The sequence below is a fragment of the Amycolatopsis thailandensis genome, from assembly GCF_002234405.1.
In the GTDB taxonomy this organism is placed as follows: domain Bacteria; phylum Actinomycetota; class Actinomycetes; order Mycobacteriales; family Pseudonocardiaceae; genus Amycolatopsis; species Amycolatopsis thailandensis.
The window spans coordinates 1-14,011 of the sequence record NZ_NMQT01000124.1 but is presented as its reverse complement, the minus strand read 5'-3'; the positions used below and the strand labels follow the sequence as shown (position 1 = coordinate 14,011).

13 protein-coding genes and 1 tRNA gene are annotated in these 14,011 nt (G+C 67.9%); 6 read left to right on the top strand and 8 right to left on the bottom strand.

The annotated features are described in order from the left end of the window. The first annotated feature begins 30 nt into the window (after nt 1–30). The 4 genes from glp (at nt 31) to CFP71_RS32545 (ending at nt 3,086) form a co-directional block, all read left to right on the top strand. Nucleotides 31–1,302 carry a molybdotransferase-like divisome protein Glp gene (gene glp / locus CFP71_RS32560; protein ID WP_005155621.1) on the top strand — a complete coding sequence of 424 codons (1,272 nt, stop codon included), beginning with the start codon at nt 31–33 and terminating at the stop codon, nt 1,300–1,302. Next, nucleotides 1,302–1,973, top strand: a complete 672-nt coding sequence (locus CFP71_RS32555) for a GNAT family N-acetyltransferase (RefSeq protein WP_093937780.1) — start codon at nt 1,302–1,304, stop codon at nt 1,971–1,973. The genes glp and CFP71_RS32555 overlap by 1 nt, the downstream gene beginning before the upstream one ends. Nucleotides 1,974–2,134: 161 nt before the next feature. After that, complete coding sequence (gene sepX, locus CFP71_RS32550) at nt 2,135–2,941, top strand: divisome protein SepX/GlpR (protein WP_093937779.1); 807 nt, start codon at nt 2,135–2,137, stop codon at nt 2,939–2,941. Between the two features lie 72 nt (nt 2,942–3,013). Further along, a tRNA-Ala gene (locus CFP71_RS32545) sits at nt 3,014–3,086 on the top strand. A 205-nt stretch (nt 3,087–3,291) separates the two neighbouring features. On the opposite strand, the gene CFP71_RS32540 is transcribed toward CFP71_RS32545, so the two are convergent. Next, the gene (locus tag CFP71_RS32540) at nt 3,292–3,699 is read right to left on the bottom strand and encodes a VOC family protein (RefSeq protein ID WP_093937778.1); all 408 of its coding nucleotides are present in this window, start codon (nt 3,697–3,699) and stop codon (nt 3,292–3,294) included. Between the two features lie 104 nt (nt 3,700–3,803). Here CFP71_RS32540 and asnB point away from each other — a divergent pair, with 104 nt between their 5' ends. Further along, complete coding sequence (asnB, locus tag CFP71_RS32535) at nt 3,804–5,555, top strand: asparagine synthase (glutamine-hydrolyzing) (RefSeq protein ID WP_093937777.1); 1,752 nt, start codon at nt 3,804–3,806, stop codon at nt 5,553–5,555. A gap of 17 nt (nt 5,556–5,572) precedes the next feature. On the opposite strand, the gene CFP71_RS32530 is transcribed toward asnB, so the two are convergent. The 7 genes from CFP71_RS32530 to CFP71_RS32505 are packed head-to-tail and all read right to left on the bottom strand — an operon-like array spanning nt 5,573 to nt 13,032. Further along, nucleotides 5,573–6,832, bottom strand: coding sequence for a nucleotide sugar dehydrogenase (locus CFP71_RS32530; RefSeq protein ID WP_093937776.1), 1,260 nt, complete (start codon nt 6,830–6,832; stop codon nt 5,573–5,575). 9 nt (nt 6,833–6,841) lie between these two features. Continuing rightward, complete coding sequence (locus tag CFP71_RS32525) at nt 6,842–8,221, bottom strand: MFS transporter (RefSeq protein WP_093937775.1); 1,380 nt, start codon at nt 8,219–8,221, stop codon at nt 6,842–6,844. Then, complete coding sequence (locus CFP71_RS44390; protein ID WP_167406353.1) at nt 8,218–8,370, bottom strand: hypothetical protein; 153 nt, start codon at nt 8,368–8,370, stop codon at nt 8,218–8,220. Before CFP71_RS44390 ends, CFP71_RS32525 begins: the two co-directional genes overlap by 4 nt. Beyond that, the gene (locus tag CFP71_RS32520; RefSeq protein ID WP_093937774.1) at nt 8,367–9,062 is read right to left on the bottom strand and encodes a TfuA-like protein; all 696 of its coding nucleotides are present in this window, start codon (nt 9,060–9,062) and stop codon (nt 8,367–8,369) included. Before CFP71_RS32520 ends, CFP71_RS44390 begins: the two co-directional genes overlap by 4 nt. A 9-nt stretch (nt 9,063–9,071) precedes the next feature. Beyond that, nucleotides 9,072–10,424, bottom strand: coding sequence for a YcaO-like family protein (locus CFP71_RS32515; RefSeq protein WP_093937773.1), 1,353 nt, complete (start codon nt 10,422–10,424; stop codon nt 9,072–9,074). Further along, the gene (gene senB, locus CFP71_RS32510) at nt 10,421–11,401 is read right to left on the bottom strand and encodes a selenoneine biosynthesis selenosugar synthase SenB (RefSeq protein WP_093937899.1); all 981 of its coding nucleotides are present in this window, start codon (nt 11,399–11,401) and stop codon (nt 10,421–10,423) included. Before senB ends, CFP71_RS32515 begins: the two co-directional genes overlap by 4 nt. After that, on the bottom strand, nt 11,398–13,032 hold the full coding sequence (locus CFP71_RS32505; RefSeq protein WP_093937772.1) for an NAD-dependent epimerase/dehydratase family protein: 1,635 nt from the start codon (nt 13,030–13,032) through the stop codon (nt 11,398–11,400). The genes senB and CFP71_RS32505 overlap by 4 nt, the downstream gene beginning before the upstream one ends. A gap of 197 nt (nt 13,033–13,229) precedes the next feature. Here CFP71_RS32505 and CFP71_RS32500 point away from each other — a divergent pair, with 197 nt between their 5' ends. Next, complete coding sequence (locus tag CFP71_RS32500) at nt 13,230–13,634, top strand: arsenate-mycothiol transferase ArsC (protein WP_093937771.1); 405 nt, start codon at nt 13,230–13,232, stop codon at nt 13,632–13,634. Nucleotides 13,635–14,011: the final 377 nt, after the last annotated feature.

Here is a 14,011-nt window from a genome sequence, read left to right as displayed (position 1 = left end):
GTCGAACGAACGGATCGAGATCCCCCAGTCATGACGGAGCCCATCGCCGAAGCGGCTGAGACCGAAGACGCGGGACAGTTCCGTTCCGTCGAGGATCAGATCGCGCTGACCCTGGACGCCGCGGTACGCCCGCGCCCGGTCCGGGTCGCCATCTCCGAGGCCCAAGGCCTCCTGTGCGCCGAAGAGGTCGTCGCCGAACACGCGCTGCCCGGTTTCGACCAGGCCGCCGTCGACGGCTACGCGGTGCGAAGCGTCGACGTCCGCACCGCGGGCCAGGAGCCGGTGCAGCTGCCGGTGGTCGGCGAGATCGCCGCCGGTTCACGCCAGCCGCGGCGGCTCCAGCCGGGCCAGGCCGTGCGGGTCGACACCGGCGCGCCGCTGCCCACGCTCGCCGACGCCGTCGTTCCGACCGCCTACACCGACGGTCACCAGGCCAAGGTCACCGTGCACAAGTCGGTGCCGTCGGCGGGCTACGTGCGCCGGACCGGCGAGGACGTGCAGATCGGCGACGTCGCCGTGCGCAAGGGCGACACCATCGGCTCGGCCCAGGTCGGCCTGCTCGCCGCCGTCGGCCGGGCGAAGGTACTGGTCTACCCGCGGCCGCGGGTTTCGATCGTGTCCGTCGGCGACGAACTGGTCGACATCGACCGCACCCCGTCGGTCGGGCAGGTCTACGACGTCAACTCGTACGCGTTGTCCGCGGCCGCGCGGGACGCGGGCGCCGAGGTGAGCCGCGTCGGCATCGTCCCCGGCGACCCGAAACGGTTGCGGGAGATCGTCGAAGGCCGCCTGCTGATGTCGGAGATCGTCGTCGTCGCGGGCGGCGCCGGCGGAAGCGCGGGCGACGAGGTGCACGCGGCGCTGTCCGACCTCGGCCACATCGACATGACCCGCGTCGCCATGCACCCCGGTTCGGTGCAGGGCTTCGGCAGGCTCGGCCCAGATTCGGTGCCGACGTTCCTGATCCCCGGCAACCCGATGAGCGCGCTGGTGGTGTTCGAGGTCCTGGTCCGCCCGCTGATCCGCGCCGCGCGCGGCACCCGCAACCCGCACCGCCGGATCGTCGGCGCGCGGCTGCTCTCCCCGATCACCTCGACCAAGGGACGCAAAGGCTTCCTGCGCGGGCAGCTGCTGCGCGACGAGGGCAACGGCGAGTACCTGGTGCAACCGCTCGGCACCTCCGGCGCGCATCTGCTCGCGTCGCTCGCCGAGGCGAACTGCCTGATCAACATCGACGAAGACCTCACCGAGGTCGCCGCGGGCGAGCAGGTCAAGGTGACCTTCCTTGCCCAGCGGGCGTAATGGGCGCACCGATTTCCGGCGTCGCGTATCCGATCGAGACCCGGCATCCGGGCTGGCCCGCGAAGCTGGGTCCGCTCAGGGTGCCCGCCGGGATCCTCGCCGTCCGGCCGGTCCGGCTACGGGACGCCGGCGAGTGGAGCCGCGTCCGGCTGCGGGACCGGGAGCACCTGGAGATGTGGGAACCGACCGGCATCGGACCGTGGCCGGATCGCAACGCGTACTGGTCGTGGCCGTCCCAGTGGCTGGCTCTGCGCGGCCTCGCCCGGCGCGGCCAGTGCCTCCCGTTCACCATCACGGTGGACGGACGCTTCGCCGGGCAGATCACTGTGGGTAACATCATCCGGGCATCGCTCCGGTCCGCCTGGATCGGCTACTGGGTGTCATCGGACATCGTCCGCGGCGGCGTCGCGACCGGCGCCGTCGCGCTGGTCACCGACCACGTCTTCGACTTCGGCGGACTGCACCGCCTCGAGGCGACCGTCCGCCCCGAAAACAACCCCAGCCTGCGAGTTCTCGGCAAAGCGGGCTACCGGCAAGAGGGACTTTTCGAGCGCTACCTCGACGTCGCGGGCGGCTGGCGGGACCATTTCTGCTACGCGATCACCAAGGAGGAGACCGGTGACGGACTGGTCTCCAGGCTCGTCGCGAAGGGCCTCGCGGAGCGCGTTTGACCCCGTCACCGGGCCGTTCCGGTGACCGCGTTACCACAACCTGTGAGATTCACCTAATTTGGTGATGCATTTTCCGTGATCGAAACCGGCGAGTCTGCGCGGCGTGTGTGACTGTTGTGGCTAGCGTGACTACAGCAGTGGATCGGGGGAGGTGACGGGAGATGCCCAGTTCGGTGATCATCGTCGCGCTCGCAGCGGCATGGCTCGTCGTTCTCGTGCCCATGGTCGCCCGCAAGCGCCAGCAGGTCGCGCGGACGACGGACTCGGCCATGGCGGCGCGGGTCGTGCGGAGCGGGAGCACACGCCAAGAGGGACCGGAGGAGTTCGCCATGGCGGAGAACACGGAACCGTCGGTAGAAGACGATCTGGCCGAGCTCGAGGCGGAACTCGATGCCGACCTAGAAGACGAGCAACCGGAAGCCGAACCACTACCCCAGCCCTCGCGCGCGTCCCACACCGAAAGGGAACGCCAAGGCACCGGCTACCGGCCGGGCCGTGGTGGCTTCGATCCCGAAGCCGCGGACATCGCCGCGCGCGCCAAGTACGCGTTCCGCCAGCGGATCGTCATCGCGCTCCTCGTCCTGGTGGTCACCACCGCGGTCGTCGCCGGCTTCCTGACCCCGACGGTCTGGTGGGCCAACGGTGTCGTCGACGCCGTCCTCATCGGCTACCTCGTGTACCTGCGCCGCCAGGTCCGCATCGAGAACGAGATCCGGCAACGCCGCCAGGCCCGTTTCAACAGCACCCGCGCCCCGCGCCGCTCGGTCGCCGATGACGAAGACTCCGAATCCCACGAGGACGTCGAGGTCGTCGCCACCGAACGCCCGGCCGTCGTGGAGCGCAAGCCGTCCCCGATGTCCCGCCTTCGGCGCCAAGCCGTCGTCGTCGACCTCGACGACGAGGATCCGGCCTTCCACGAGCTCGACGAGCCCGGCACCAGGCCTTTCCGCCGGGCCGCCGGAGAGTGACCCCCGCGTTTCGGGGCTCCATGAGCCACTGATAGGCTCATGGAGCTCCAAACAACGGGGCAGGATTCACCAGGGGCTGTAGCGCAGTTGGTAGCGCGTCTCGTTCGCATCGAGAAGGTCAGGGGTTCGATTCCCCTCAGCTCCACAACAGATCAAAAGCCCTTCCCAGGGAATCGGGAAGGGCTTTTTTGCTGCCTGTACAGCAGGGAAGTACAGCAGCAGGCAGAGGCACGACTCGCGCGAGTCGGTGGTGTCGCGAAAGCCACTTCGGGGACATGTGGTGTCTCGAACGTGGCTTTCGCGACACGGCCGCCTCGATACGGCACATGTTCGCAAGGAAGATGCGGCCCTCAGACGCGCTGCTGGATACGGATCAGGTTCCCCGCCGGGTCACGGACGGCGCCGTCGCGCAGGCCGTACGGCTGGTCGGTCGGCTCCTGGATGACCTCCGCGCCCGCCTCCGCGAGGTGCTTGAACAAGCCATCGAGGTCGTCCGAGGAAAACAGGATGCCCGCGTAGGTGCCCTTGGCCATCATCTCGCCGATGACCCGGCGTTCGTCCTCGGTGATGCCCGGATCGACGGCGGGCGGGTGCAGCACGATCGACACCGGCTGCCCGGGCGGGCCGACCGTGAGCCAGCGCATCCCGTCGTAACCGACGTCGTTACGCACCTCGAAACCCAGGAGGTCGCGGTAGAAGGCCAGCGCGGCCTCAGGGTCGTTCTGAGGAAGAAAACTCCCGTGAATGCTGATATCCATGGCGATCACGCTAGGTGAGACCGGCATCCGGCGCTTCTCGATTCCTGATCGGTCCGGCAATACGGGAGTCTCCGGGGCCGCCGTCCCGGTGCGAGGCTGGAGAGATGTGCGGCATCACCGGTTGGGTGGATTTCGGGCGGGATCTGACGCGGGAACGCGACACGGTCGAGGCGATGACGGACACCATGGCGAAGCGGGGGCCCGACGCCGGCGGGATCTGGCTCTCCGCGCACGCGGCGCTGGGTCACCGGCGGCTTTCCATCATCGACCTCGACGGCGGCCGCCAGCCGATGACGGCGGGCACGACCGCGCTCACCTACAGCGGCGAGGTCTACAACTTCCGGGAACTGCGCACGGAACTCACCGCCCGCGGCCACCGGTTCGACACCCGCAGCGACACCGAGGTCGTCCTGCGCGCCTACCTCGAATGGGGTGACGCGTTCGTCGACCGGCTCAACGGGATGTACGCGTTCGCGATCTGGGACGGCGACGAGCTGCTGCTGGTCCGCGACCGCATGGGCGTCAAGCCGCTCTTCTACTACCCCACCCCGGACGGCGTCCTCTTCGGTTCGGAGCCCAAGGCGATCCTCGCCAACCCACTCGCCGAACGCGTTCTCGACACGGACGGCCTGCGGGATCTGCTCTCGGTGGCGAAGAACCCCGGGCACGCGGTCTTCCGCGGGATGCGCGAGCTGCCGCCGGGGCATACGCTGCGAGTCCGCCGCGATGGACTTGACCTGCGGAAATACTGGTCGCTGCAGGCCGGGGAACATCCCGACGACCTCACCACCACGGTCGCCAGGGTGCGGGAACTGCTGGAGGACACCGTCACTCGCCAGCTGGTCGCGGACGTGCCGCTGTGCACGCTGCTGTCGGGCGGGCTCGATTCCAGCACGCTGACCGCGCTCGCGGCCGGGACCTCCGACGTCCGGTCCTATTCGGTCAAGGTCACCGACCAGCCGGGCGACAACCTCGACCACGTGCACGCGCGGCTGGTCGCCGACCACGTCGGCGCGCGGTACGAGGAGATCCTGCACAGCACCGTCGATCTTCTCGCTCCCTCGGTGAAAGCGGCCGTCCTGACCGCGTACGACCTTCCGATCGCCAAAGGCGACGAACACGCGTCGCTGCACGAGCTGTTCCGGATGGTCCGGGAGCGGTCGACGGTCGCGTTGTCCGGCGAATGCGGCGACGAGGTCTTCGGCGGTTATCGCTGGTACCGCAAGCCTGACGCCGTCTGGTCGGGCACCTTCCCGTGGGTCCATTCAGGACGAAGCCGGCACGAAGGGCTCGATCTGCTCTTCGCGCCGGATCTGATGACGAAACTCGGGCTGCGCGAGTACGAACGCGACAGCCATGACTCCGCCGTCGCCGAGCTGTCCACTGTGGCCGGTGAGGATGCGCTGGAAGCCAGGATGCGCGAGGTGACCTACCTCGGGCTGACCCGGCACGCGCAGGTGCTGTTCGACCGCAAGGACCGGATGAGCATGGCGGCCGGGCTGGAGGTGCGGGTGCCGTTCACCGATCACCGGCTGGTGGAATACACCTTCAACGTCCCGTGGTCGATGAAGAACTTCGACCGCCGAGAGAAGAGCCTGTTGCGCGCCGTCGGCAAGGATCTGCTTCCCGCCGAGGTGCTGAGCCGCGCCAAGACGCCGTATCCTTCCATCGAGGACGATTCCTACGACCGGATCCTGCGCGACCGCCTGCGGAAGCTGATCGGCGCGAAGAACGAGCCGCTTTCGCCGTTGCTGACCGACGAATTCCCCGAGGGACGGCTGACCCGGCCCGCGCTGGAGACCACGTTGCAGCTCAACGACTGGCTGAAGGCCTACCGCGTCCGGCTCGTGCTCTGAGCCGGACGCGGCGGGCCCTACAGCGCGACGACGTGCGCGTCGTGCGGCACGGCGCCCCTGGTGTCCAGCAGAAGCCGGGCACAGTCCGCGAGGGCGTCGACGTCGTAGGCGGCGTGCTTCTGCAGCAGGATCGTCAGATCCGCCGACGCGAGTCCCGCCGCCAGCTCGGTCACCCTCGGAATCCGGTCCCCGTGCACGCGCCAGTCCGTGACGTGCGGATCGTGGTAGACGACGTCGGCCCCCAAGGACAGCAGCCGCGCCGCGACCGGCTGCGCGGGCGACTCGCGCTGATCGGCGATGTCCGGTTTGTAGGTCACGCCGAGCAGGAGCACCCGCGAACCGCGCAACGCCCGGCCGGATTCGTTGAGCATGGCCTGCGCCCGTTCGACGACGTACCGCGGCATCCGCGAGTTGATCTCCTGCGCCAGTTCGACGAACCGGAACGGGTAGCCGAGGGTGCGCACCTTGTACGACAGGTAGTTCGGGTCGATCGGGATGCAATGCCCGCCGACGCCCGGCCCCGGCCGGAACGACTGGAACCCGAACGGTTTCGTGGCGGCGCACGAGATGACGTCCCACAGGTCGATGCCGAGTTCGTGGCAGAACACCGCCATCTCGTTCATCAGCGCGATGTTCACGTGCCGGTAGGTGTTCTCCAGCAGCTTCGCCATCTCGGCCTCGCGCGTTCCCTTGGCGGGCACGACGTCGTCGACGAACCGGCCGTAGAACCGGGCCACCGAGTCCGCGCACGACGGGGTCAGCCCGCCGACGACCTTCGGGGTGTTACGGATGCCGTAGACCGCGTTGCCGGGGTCGACCCGCTCCGGGGAGAACGCCAGGCAGAAGTCCTCCCCCGCGCGGAGTCCCGACCACTCCAGGATCGGGGCGACGACCTCTTCGGTGGTCCCGGGATAGGTGGTCGATTCCAGTACCACCAGCGTTCCCGGCTTCAGCTGACGGCTGACCGCCTCGGCCGCGGCCTTCACCGCGCCGAGGTCCGGCCCGCCGTCGGACGCCAGTGGTGTCGGTACGCAGATCACGATGACGTCGGCCGAGGCCAGTACGCTTTCGTCGGTGGTGGCGGCGAAACCCGCCTCCACCATCGTCGCGACGTCGGCGTCCGGGATGTCGTCCACATGCGACAGTCCGGTGTTGAGCGCCGCGACGACGCGCTCGTTCTGGTCCAGCCCGGCGACGGTGAGCCCGGCACGGATGGCTTCCCTGGCCAACGGCAGCCCCACATACCCCAGGCCGATGACCGCGAGATCCTTCTGCACGAGTGCCTCCTAGATGCGGGTCCTCAGCGCCAAAAGACACGCTGGGAGCGCGATAAGTGCCACGAAGGTGAAAACCACCCCGTAGACGAGGCCGCCGGAGTAGCCGGCGGCGGTACCGACGTTGAACAGCGCGCCCGCCGCGCCGATCATCACGACGCTGCCGAGCCCCTGGGACACCTGCATGGCGGCCGAGTAGCGGCCCTGGTCCTCCGGCGGGCAGTGGTCGAACGCGAGGACGGTGAGACTGGGCAGCACCAGCCCCATCCCGAAGCCGGCGACGATCAGCGCGACGCTCGCGGTCATCGGCGGCGCGATGCCGAGTACACCGAAGATCGCGATCAGGCTGGACCCGGCGATCACCGCGGAGCCGAGCAGCACCAGTTTGTGCCGGGGCACCTCGGACCACGGATGGCCCTGCAGCCAGGCGGCGCCCGCCCACAGCAGCGTGGCACCGGTGAACGAGACCCCCGCGGCGGTGACCGAGATCTGCCGCTGGTTGATCAGCATCAGCGGGATGTAGGACTCCAGCGCGAAATAGATACCGGACGCCAGGCCACGCAGCAGGATCGCCGCGGGAATACCTTTGGCCGCGCGCAACGTCCCCGCGGGCAGCAGCCGGGGCACACTGATCACCAGCGCGATCACGCCCGCGAGCGCGAACAGGACGTGCAGGAGGTCCAGCCCCGACGCGCCGAAGTGCAGGATCCCGGCGGCCACCGCGACGATGGCCGCGGCCCGGACGAGCCCCGGCGGCGTCGACCGCTCTTGCTCGGCCACCGGGCTGAGCCGCCGCAGGAACCCGAGCGGGATCAGCGAGGCGACCGAAACCAGGATGGCGAGCCCGAAGAACACCCACCGCCACGACAGCAGCTCGGTGACCGTCCCGGCGATCGCCGGGCCGATCATCGACGGCACGATCCAGCAGGTGCTCATCAGCGAGAGCGCCTTCGGCCGCAGCTTCGACGGATACGACTGCGCGATGGTGACGTTGAGGCCGACCACCACGACACTGCTCGCGAACCCCTGCACGCAGCGCCCGGCGATCAGCTGCCACACCGTCGTCGCGGTCCCGGCGAGCAGCAGCCCGGCCAGGAACAGGCCCAGCCCGAGCACCAGCAGCAGCCGGGGACCCCGTTTGTCGGCGACCTCGCCCGCCAGCACGCTACCGAACAGGCTCATCGTGACGAACCCGCCCAGCGCCAGCGCGTACACGGCCAGTCCGTCGAGCTGGCCGACCGCCACCGGAAGGGTGGTGACCAGCGCCAGCGCGGCGAACCCTTCGAGGAACATCACGGACGCGAAGCCGATCGTGCTCGCCCGGTACTCCTTGGAGAAGATGCCCACCTTCGCCTGGGTGACGTCCTCCTCCGTCAGCGGCGCGGAAGTCATTCGATCGATGTCATGATCGTCATGGTCAAGGACTCCAGCGTGCCCTGGACACCGTCGGACGACGTCCGCACGGCCTCCAGGAAGCGTTCGAGCTGTTCGGGGCTGAACCCGGCCAGCGGGGCGAGCGACGGGTCGATGGAGTCGGTCACAGCGCACCTCGGTGTTCGACGGATTTGATCTGCGGTTGCCCGGCGGGGTCCAGAAAGTCACGCATCGCCGCGAGCAGCAGGATGGCGTCCTCGCGTTTCGTGTCCGGGGCGCCGCCGTCGAAGAAGGCGGCGATCCTGGCGTGCTCGTCCTCCGGGATCTCTCGCCGCAGCAACATCAGCACGGTCCGGGTGACGCGCTGCGGGAAGTACAGTTCCTTGGCGATCGCGAGGAACCGCTCCCCCGTTTCCGGGGCGAAGGCGCCTTCCTCGATCCCGGCGGCGATGGCGAACCGCATGTTGACCATCGGTTCGGACAGCGCCGAAAGGTTCTCTTCGTCGTAGGTGACGGCGACCTCGTCGTCGGCGTCGATCCGCCCGGAGAAGTACTCCTCGTAGATCTTGCCGACGCCGACCATGCCGAACGGAGAGCATTCCGCCGCGCGCAAGGCGCCCATGCTCGACGAACCGAACATCGTGACACCGCGGTCCATCGCTTCGAGCACCTCCTTCGGCGAGATGCACAGGCTCTGCAAGAAACGGCCGTCGACGATGCCGATGGCCTCCGGCGGCTCCGGCCGGGCCAGCAGTTCGGCGAGGTCGCCTCGTTTGACCGGCGGCAGGAACTCGACGTCGAGTTCGGCCGACGCCGCTTCCCGGTCGATGCTCGGGCCGATGAAAACCACTGCGCGCATGACGATCTCCTAGGCGGGCTTGGAAAGTTCGGCGGCCCGGATGCGGGCGGAGAGTTCCAGCAGCGTGTCGTTCCAGACCGTCGCGCCGCGCGGACCGATCTTGCAGTGGTCGACGGCCCACGATTCGAGCCTCGGCACGATCACCCGCACGACACTGACCGGGATCCCCGGCGGGGAGAGGTCGACGGCGAGCGCGCGTTCGATCCCGGCGGCGCGGATCCGGTCCAGGATCAGCTTGATGTCGGTCATCACGTCGTCGGTGGTCCACGACGGGATCTCGTCGAACGCGACCTGTTTGCGCATCGGCTGCCAGGCCCACGCGCCCTTGTCGATCGTCGCCGACCGCTGGACGTGGTTCTGGTACTTGGACACGTTCTCGGTCGGGAGCCGGATGTCCTCGCGCATCGCCTGGATGTCGACGGCGCGGCCCTGCGCGCATTCGGTGATGGCGCGGATGAGCGCGACGTTCGCGTCGGGATGCGTGCCGAACCCGCCGTGGCCCTGCGACGTCGTCGGGCCGAGGTCTTCGGAGGTGGCGGCGAGGAAACTCGGGATCTCCAGATCCGAGGTGATGTGCACGATCCGCATCTTCAGCCCGGCGTCGTGGAACTTGGCCACGAGGGACTTCGCCAGCGGCGGCAGCGTTTCCAGGTCCACGTGCGGATGCAGTTCCCGCAGATAGGACGTGACGTGCTCGGGCTGCGGATCGACGAAGATACCCTTCTCCAGCACCTGGGCCAGCTGACTGCTCACGAGTTCGGCGTTGGTCATCGAATCGCGTTCGATCAATTCGGTCAGCGCGTGGCAGATGGCCTCTTCGACGCTGTTGCCGGATGCCAGCCCGTTGGTGGAAAGCACCTTGTAGCAAGGAGGTTCGTGGAACTTCAGCCCGTAGACGGCGGACGCCTGCGGGATCAGGATCGACTCTTCGTTGATCAGGTCGTACGCCTCGACCCACGAGATCGGGAGGTCGTCGCGGTAGTGCGCGGAAAGCTCGGCGTTGTTCTCGCGCGGATCCAGCACCGTGCGGCCTTCCGCGACCAGCTCCTCGTAGGAGGCGATGACCTGTGGCCGTACCGGAAGGGCGGCGGAGAACCGCTCGATCGCCTCCATCGCCGCGGACGTCCTGGCGTCCATGTTCGTCAGGCCCTTGCCGTTGTACACCGAGATGATGTCGTTGGAGCGCGGCGCGATGGCGTTGTAGACCGGGATGCCGACCCGGTCGAGCCAAGTGATCTCCGCGACCCGGGTGACCCCGGCGCGCCGCAGATGCGGTTCGATCCGCGCGTAGGTCTGCTCGGCGGTGAACTCCCGGTGCACCCCGCCGCCACCGACCTTCGGAACGCTCTTCCTGAGTTTCATCGCACTCCTTCGTATCCGGCCTTCGCGGGGACCGCTTCGGCGAGCAGTCGCTCCCAGGCCTCGGTTTCACGCTCCGGATCCACCGAAGCGCGGCGGGCGGCGCACTGCCGCCGCAACTGCGTGTAAAGCCCCGCGCGGTCGTGTTCGGCGGCGTCGAGCACGGCGGCCAGTGCTTCCGTGTCACCGACCGGGAAATAGCCCGCGTAATCCGCGCCGAGCAGCCCGACCGAGCCGGGGATGCGGGTGGAGATGATCGGGACGCCGGCGGCGAGCGCCTCGGTGACGACGTTCGCCCCGCCCTCGTGCAGGGACGTGAGCACCAGCAGACGGCTGCGGGCGAGTACGGCGAGCGCTTCGGGCCGCGGCAGCGGGCCGAGCCACGAATAGCGCGGGTTCTCCGCCGACTCGGCACGCAGCCGGTCGCCGATGTCGTCCTCGCGAACGCCGCCGACGTGCGTCACGGTGATCCGGGACGACGGCGGCAGCAGCCGCACCGCCTCGCTCAGCCGCAGCGGATCCTTGACCGGTCGGGCGTGCGCCAGGAAGGCGATCTCGAACCGGTCCACCGCCGGTGCCTCGCCGGAGATGGCCGGCATGGACTGGGTGATCACCCTGGTACGGCCGCGTAGTCCGGGCGGGACCTGCGCGACTCCTTCCGGCTGGAGGACGACGACGCGTTTCGCGCTTTCGAGCAGGGTCAGGTCGACCCCGCCGGCGACCAGGTCCGGGTAGAGGTCGGTGCCGGTCAGCGCGATCACGATCGGCGCGTCCGGGCAGGCGGCGCCGAAGGCCCGGATCGCGGCCTCGCTCTTGCGGGCATGCAGCGCGACGAGCAGGTCATAGGTGCCGCCGTCGTAGTCCTGGACCACCCGGACGTCGTGGCCGAGGTCGCGGAACAGCCGTGCCCAGCGGCGCGCGGTGACGCCGTTGCCGTAGTCGCTGGCCTCCGGGACCGGACCCGCCACGAGGATCCTCATCGGTCCCATTCCGTGTCGTAGGCCAGCCATTTCCCGAAGGTCCGGACGGCTTCGTCGGCCGGGATGGTCGCGGTCCAGCCCAGTTCCGCCGCGGCGGGCCCGGGTTTCAGCACGGGCGTCTCCGACGGTTCGGTGACCGCTTCCGTCGGCACGGCGCGAACCGCGGCGCACACGACCTTCGCCAGTTCGTTCCCGGTGAGCGTGGCCGTCGCGATGTCGTACACCGGCGAGACCGGCACCCCGGTGAGCACCGCGTCGATCGCGCTCGCCATGTCCCGCACGTCGGTGAACTGGTGGACGCGATCCGGGTCGACCGGCAGGGTCTTCCGCGTCCACGCGAGCCGGATCCAGTGCGCCACCAGGGAATCGGCCGGGGCGTGCGGGCCGATCGGCGTCGCGAACCGCAGGACGTGCTCACGCGCGCCGGTGTCGACGATGGCGCAGAAGACGTCGCCCGGATCGGTTTCGTCGCCGAGATGGACGATCCTCGTCGAAGCGGAAGGACTTTCGCCGCCGACGATCTCGTGGCCGAATTCGGCCAGCAATCCGGCGAGATACTCGGCGAGTGTGCCACCGGGACCGATGATCGCGACCTGGAGACCGCTTCCCGCCCGTGAGCGCCGGGGACGGGACGCTCGCGCCCGTCCCGCCGCGAAGGCCTTGACCGCGACTTCGTTGTGTGAAGCCGTGATCGACTCGATCTCGGACGCGGTCAACTGGTCGCAGAGCCCGCCGGGTCCGACGCTCGCGAGCGCGAGAGCCAGCGCCTCACTCTCAACCGCGTCCACAGAGGACAGTCCCATCGCGAACGCCGTCAGCCAGGTCTGCCAGGCGCCCTCGGAAAGATCTTCGCCTCGCTCGAATCCGGTTCTGCACTCCTGCGGCGAAATCCCCGATCGCCGCAGGAGCCGTTCTGTGCCGAGGTAGTCCCAATACCCGTCGCCGCGCACCGCGCATTCCGACGTGACATGCTTGTGGAAGGGAATGACCTCGGGCTCGGCGATCACACCGTCGACCGAAGACGGCGCGACCGCTGAGAAACAGGAAGAACGCCGGAGTCCGTGCGCGTCGTTGCCGGCGACACTGGGCAGTCCGGAATGCTGGACGGTGTTCGGTACCGCGATGCGGATCGGCACCCCGATGGACTTCAGATACCGGAACATGATCACGTCGCACGGCCAGCCGTCGGTATGCGCGTCGGAATAGGGCGTGTAACCGCGGGCGACCGCGGCGGGCAGCATCATGGCGACACAAGGCGCGTATTCGTTGACCGCGGTCGCCCACGACGCACCGGCCGCGGCGGCCATCCGAACGGCCGCGCCGTTACGGGAGTTCCAGTTGGCGTAGAAGGCGACGGCATCGTCGGGCAGTCGCTCGGCCGCTTTCCGCGCGTGCTCGAAGAAACCGTCCGCGAGCTCGACGTCGTCCTGCAGTACGAGGAAGTGCGTGGCGTCGGCAGGAACACTGCTCCAAGCCAGGCGCGCCGTCCGCAACGCCGTCGGCGGCCCGTCCGGCTCGGGGTCCAGCACCACGCGCAACGCGCCGGCGGGGTCGAGGCGCGCGAGTTCTTCCGCCGCTTCCCTGCGTCTGGGATGCGCCATCACGGCGCCGCTGAGCCGGATCTCGGTCATCGATAACCCCCACCTGTTTTCACGGGCACCGGAAAAGTGTGCCAGCGCCTATAAACCATGCTCATCTCCGTGGATGCGAGTGGAACGAAATGGTGAAGTTCTCCTCGATTGCGCGCCTCTTTTTCACCCGCGAAGGATGAGGTCTTCACGGGTAGCCTCGGTAACGGAACACATCACCGAGGAGAACGGGCGGCGCAATGACGGAAATCCTGTTCGTGTGCGTGCACAACGCGAGCCGGTCGCAGATGGCGGCCGCCCTGCTGAAGCATCACGGATTCGGCAGGGTGACCGTGCGGTCCGCGGGCTGCGACCCGGCGGAGCAGGTCAACCCGCTGGTGGCCGGGGCGCTGGCGGAATGGGCCGTCGACATTTCGGCGGAGGTGCCGAGCCAGGTCACTTACGCGGACGTCGAGGCGGCCGACATCGTGATCACCATGGGCTGCAAGACCTATCCGATCGCCGAGGGGACGCGGTACATCGAGTGGATCGTCCCCGATCCGGAAACCGAGGGCGTCATCGGCATCCGGCCGTTGCGTGACGACATGGACCGGCGGGTGCGGGAATTACTTTCGTCCCTTGTGGACACTCCCGCGCACGTGTGATCGGGGGTGATTCAAGGACGTCTTGCCGGTGAGTGAACGGTGCCCCGAGCGCCGTCGATCAGCGGGTACCGGAGGTGTTGCGAAAGCCACTTTCGCAACGTTGGGGGTTGCGAAAGTGGCTTTCGCAACCCCCAAGCGCCGACAGGAGTGCGGGCGGCGAGACCAAGCGGTCCCGTCACACAGGTCCGTGAAGGCCTCCTTCTTGAAAAAAAAAAAATTCATTCATTCATTTCTCTTTTTTTTTATTCATCTTCTAATTCTTTTTATTATTTATGTACATTTTTTAATTTTTGTCAATTGATTTTATCTTGTATTATGTTTTTTCTTTATTGTGATTGTTATTTTTATACTACTTTTCTTGTATTTTTTTTTTTTTT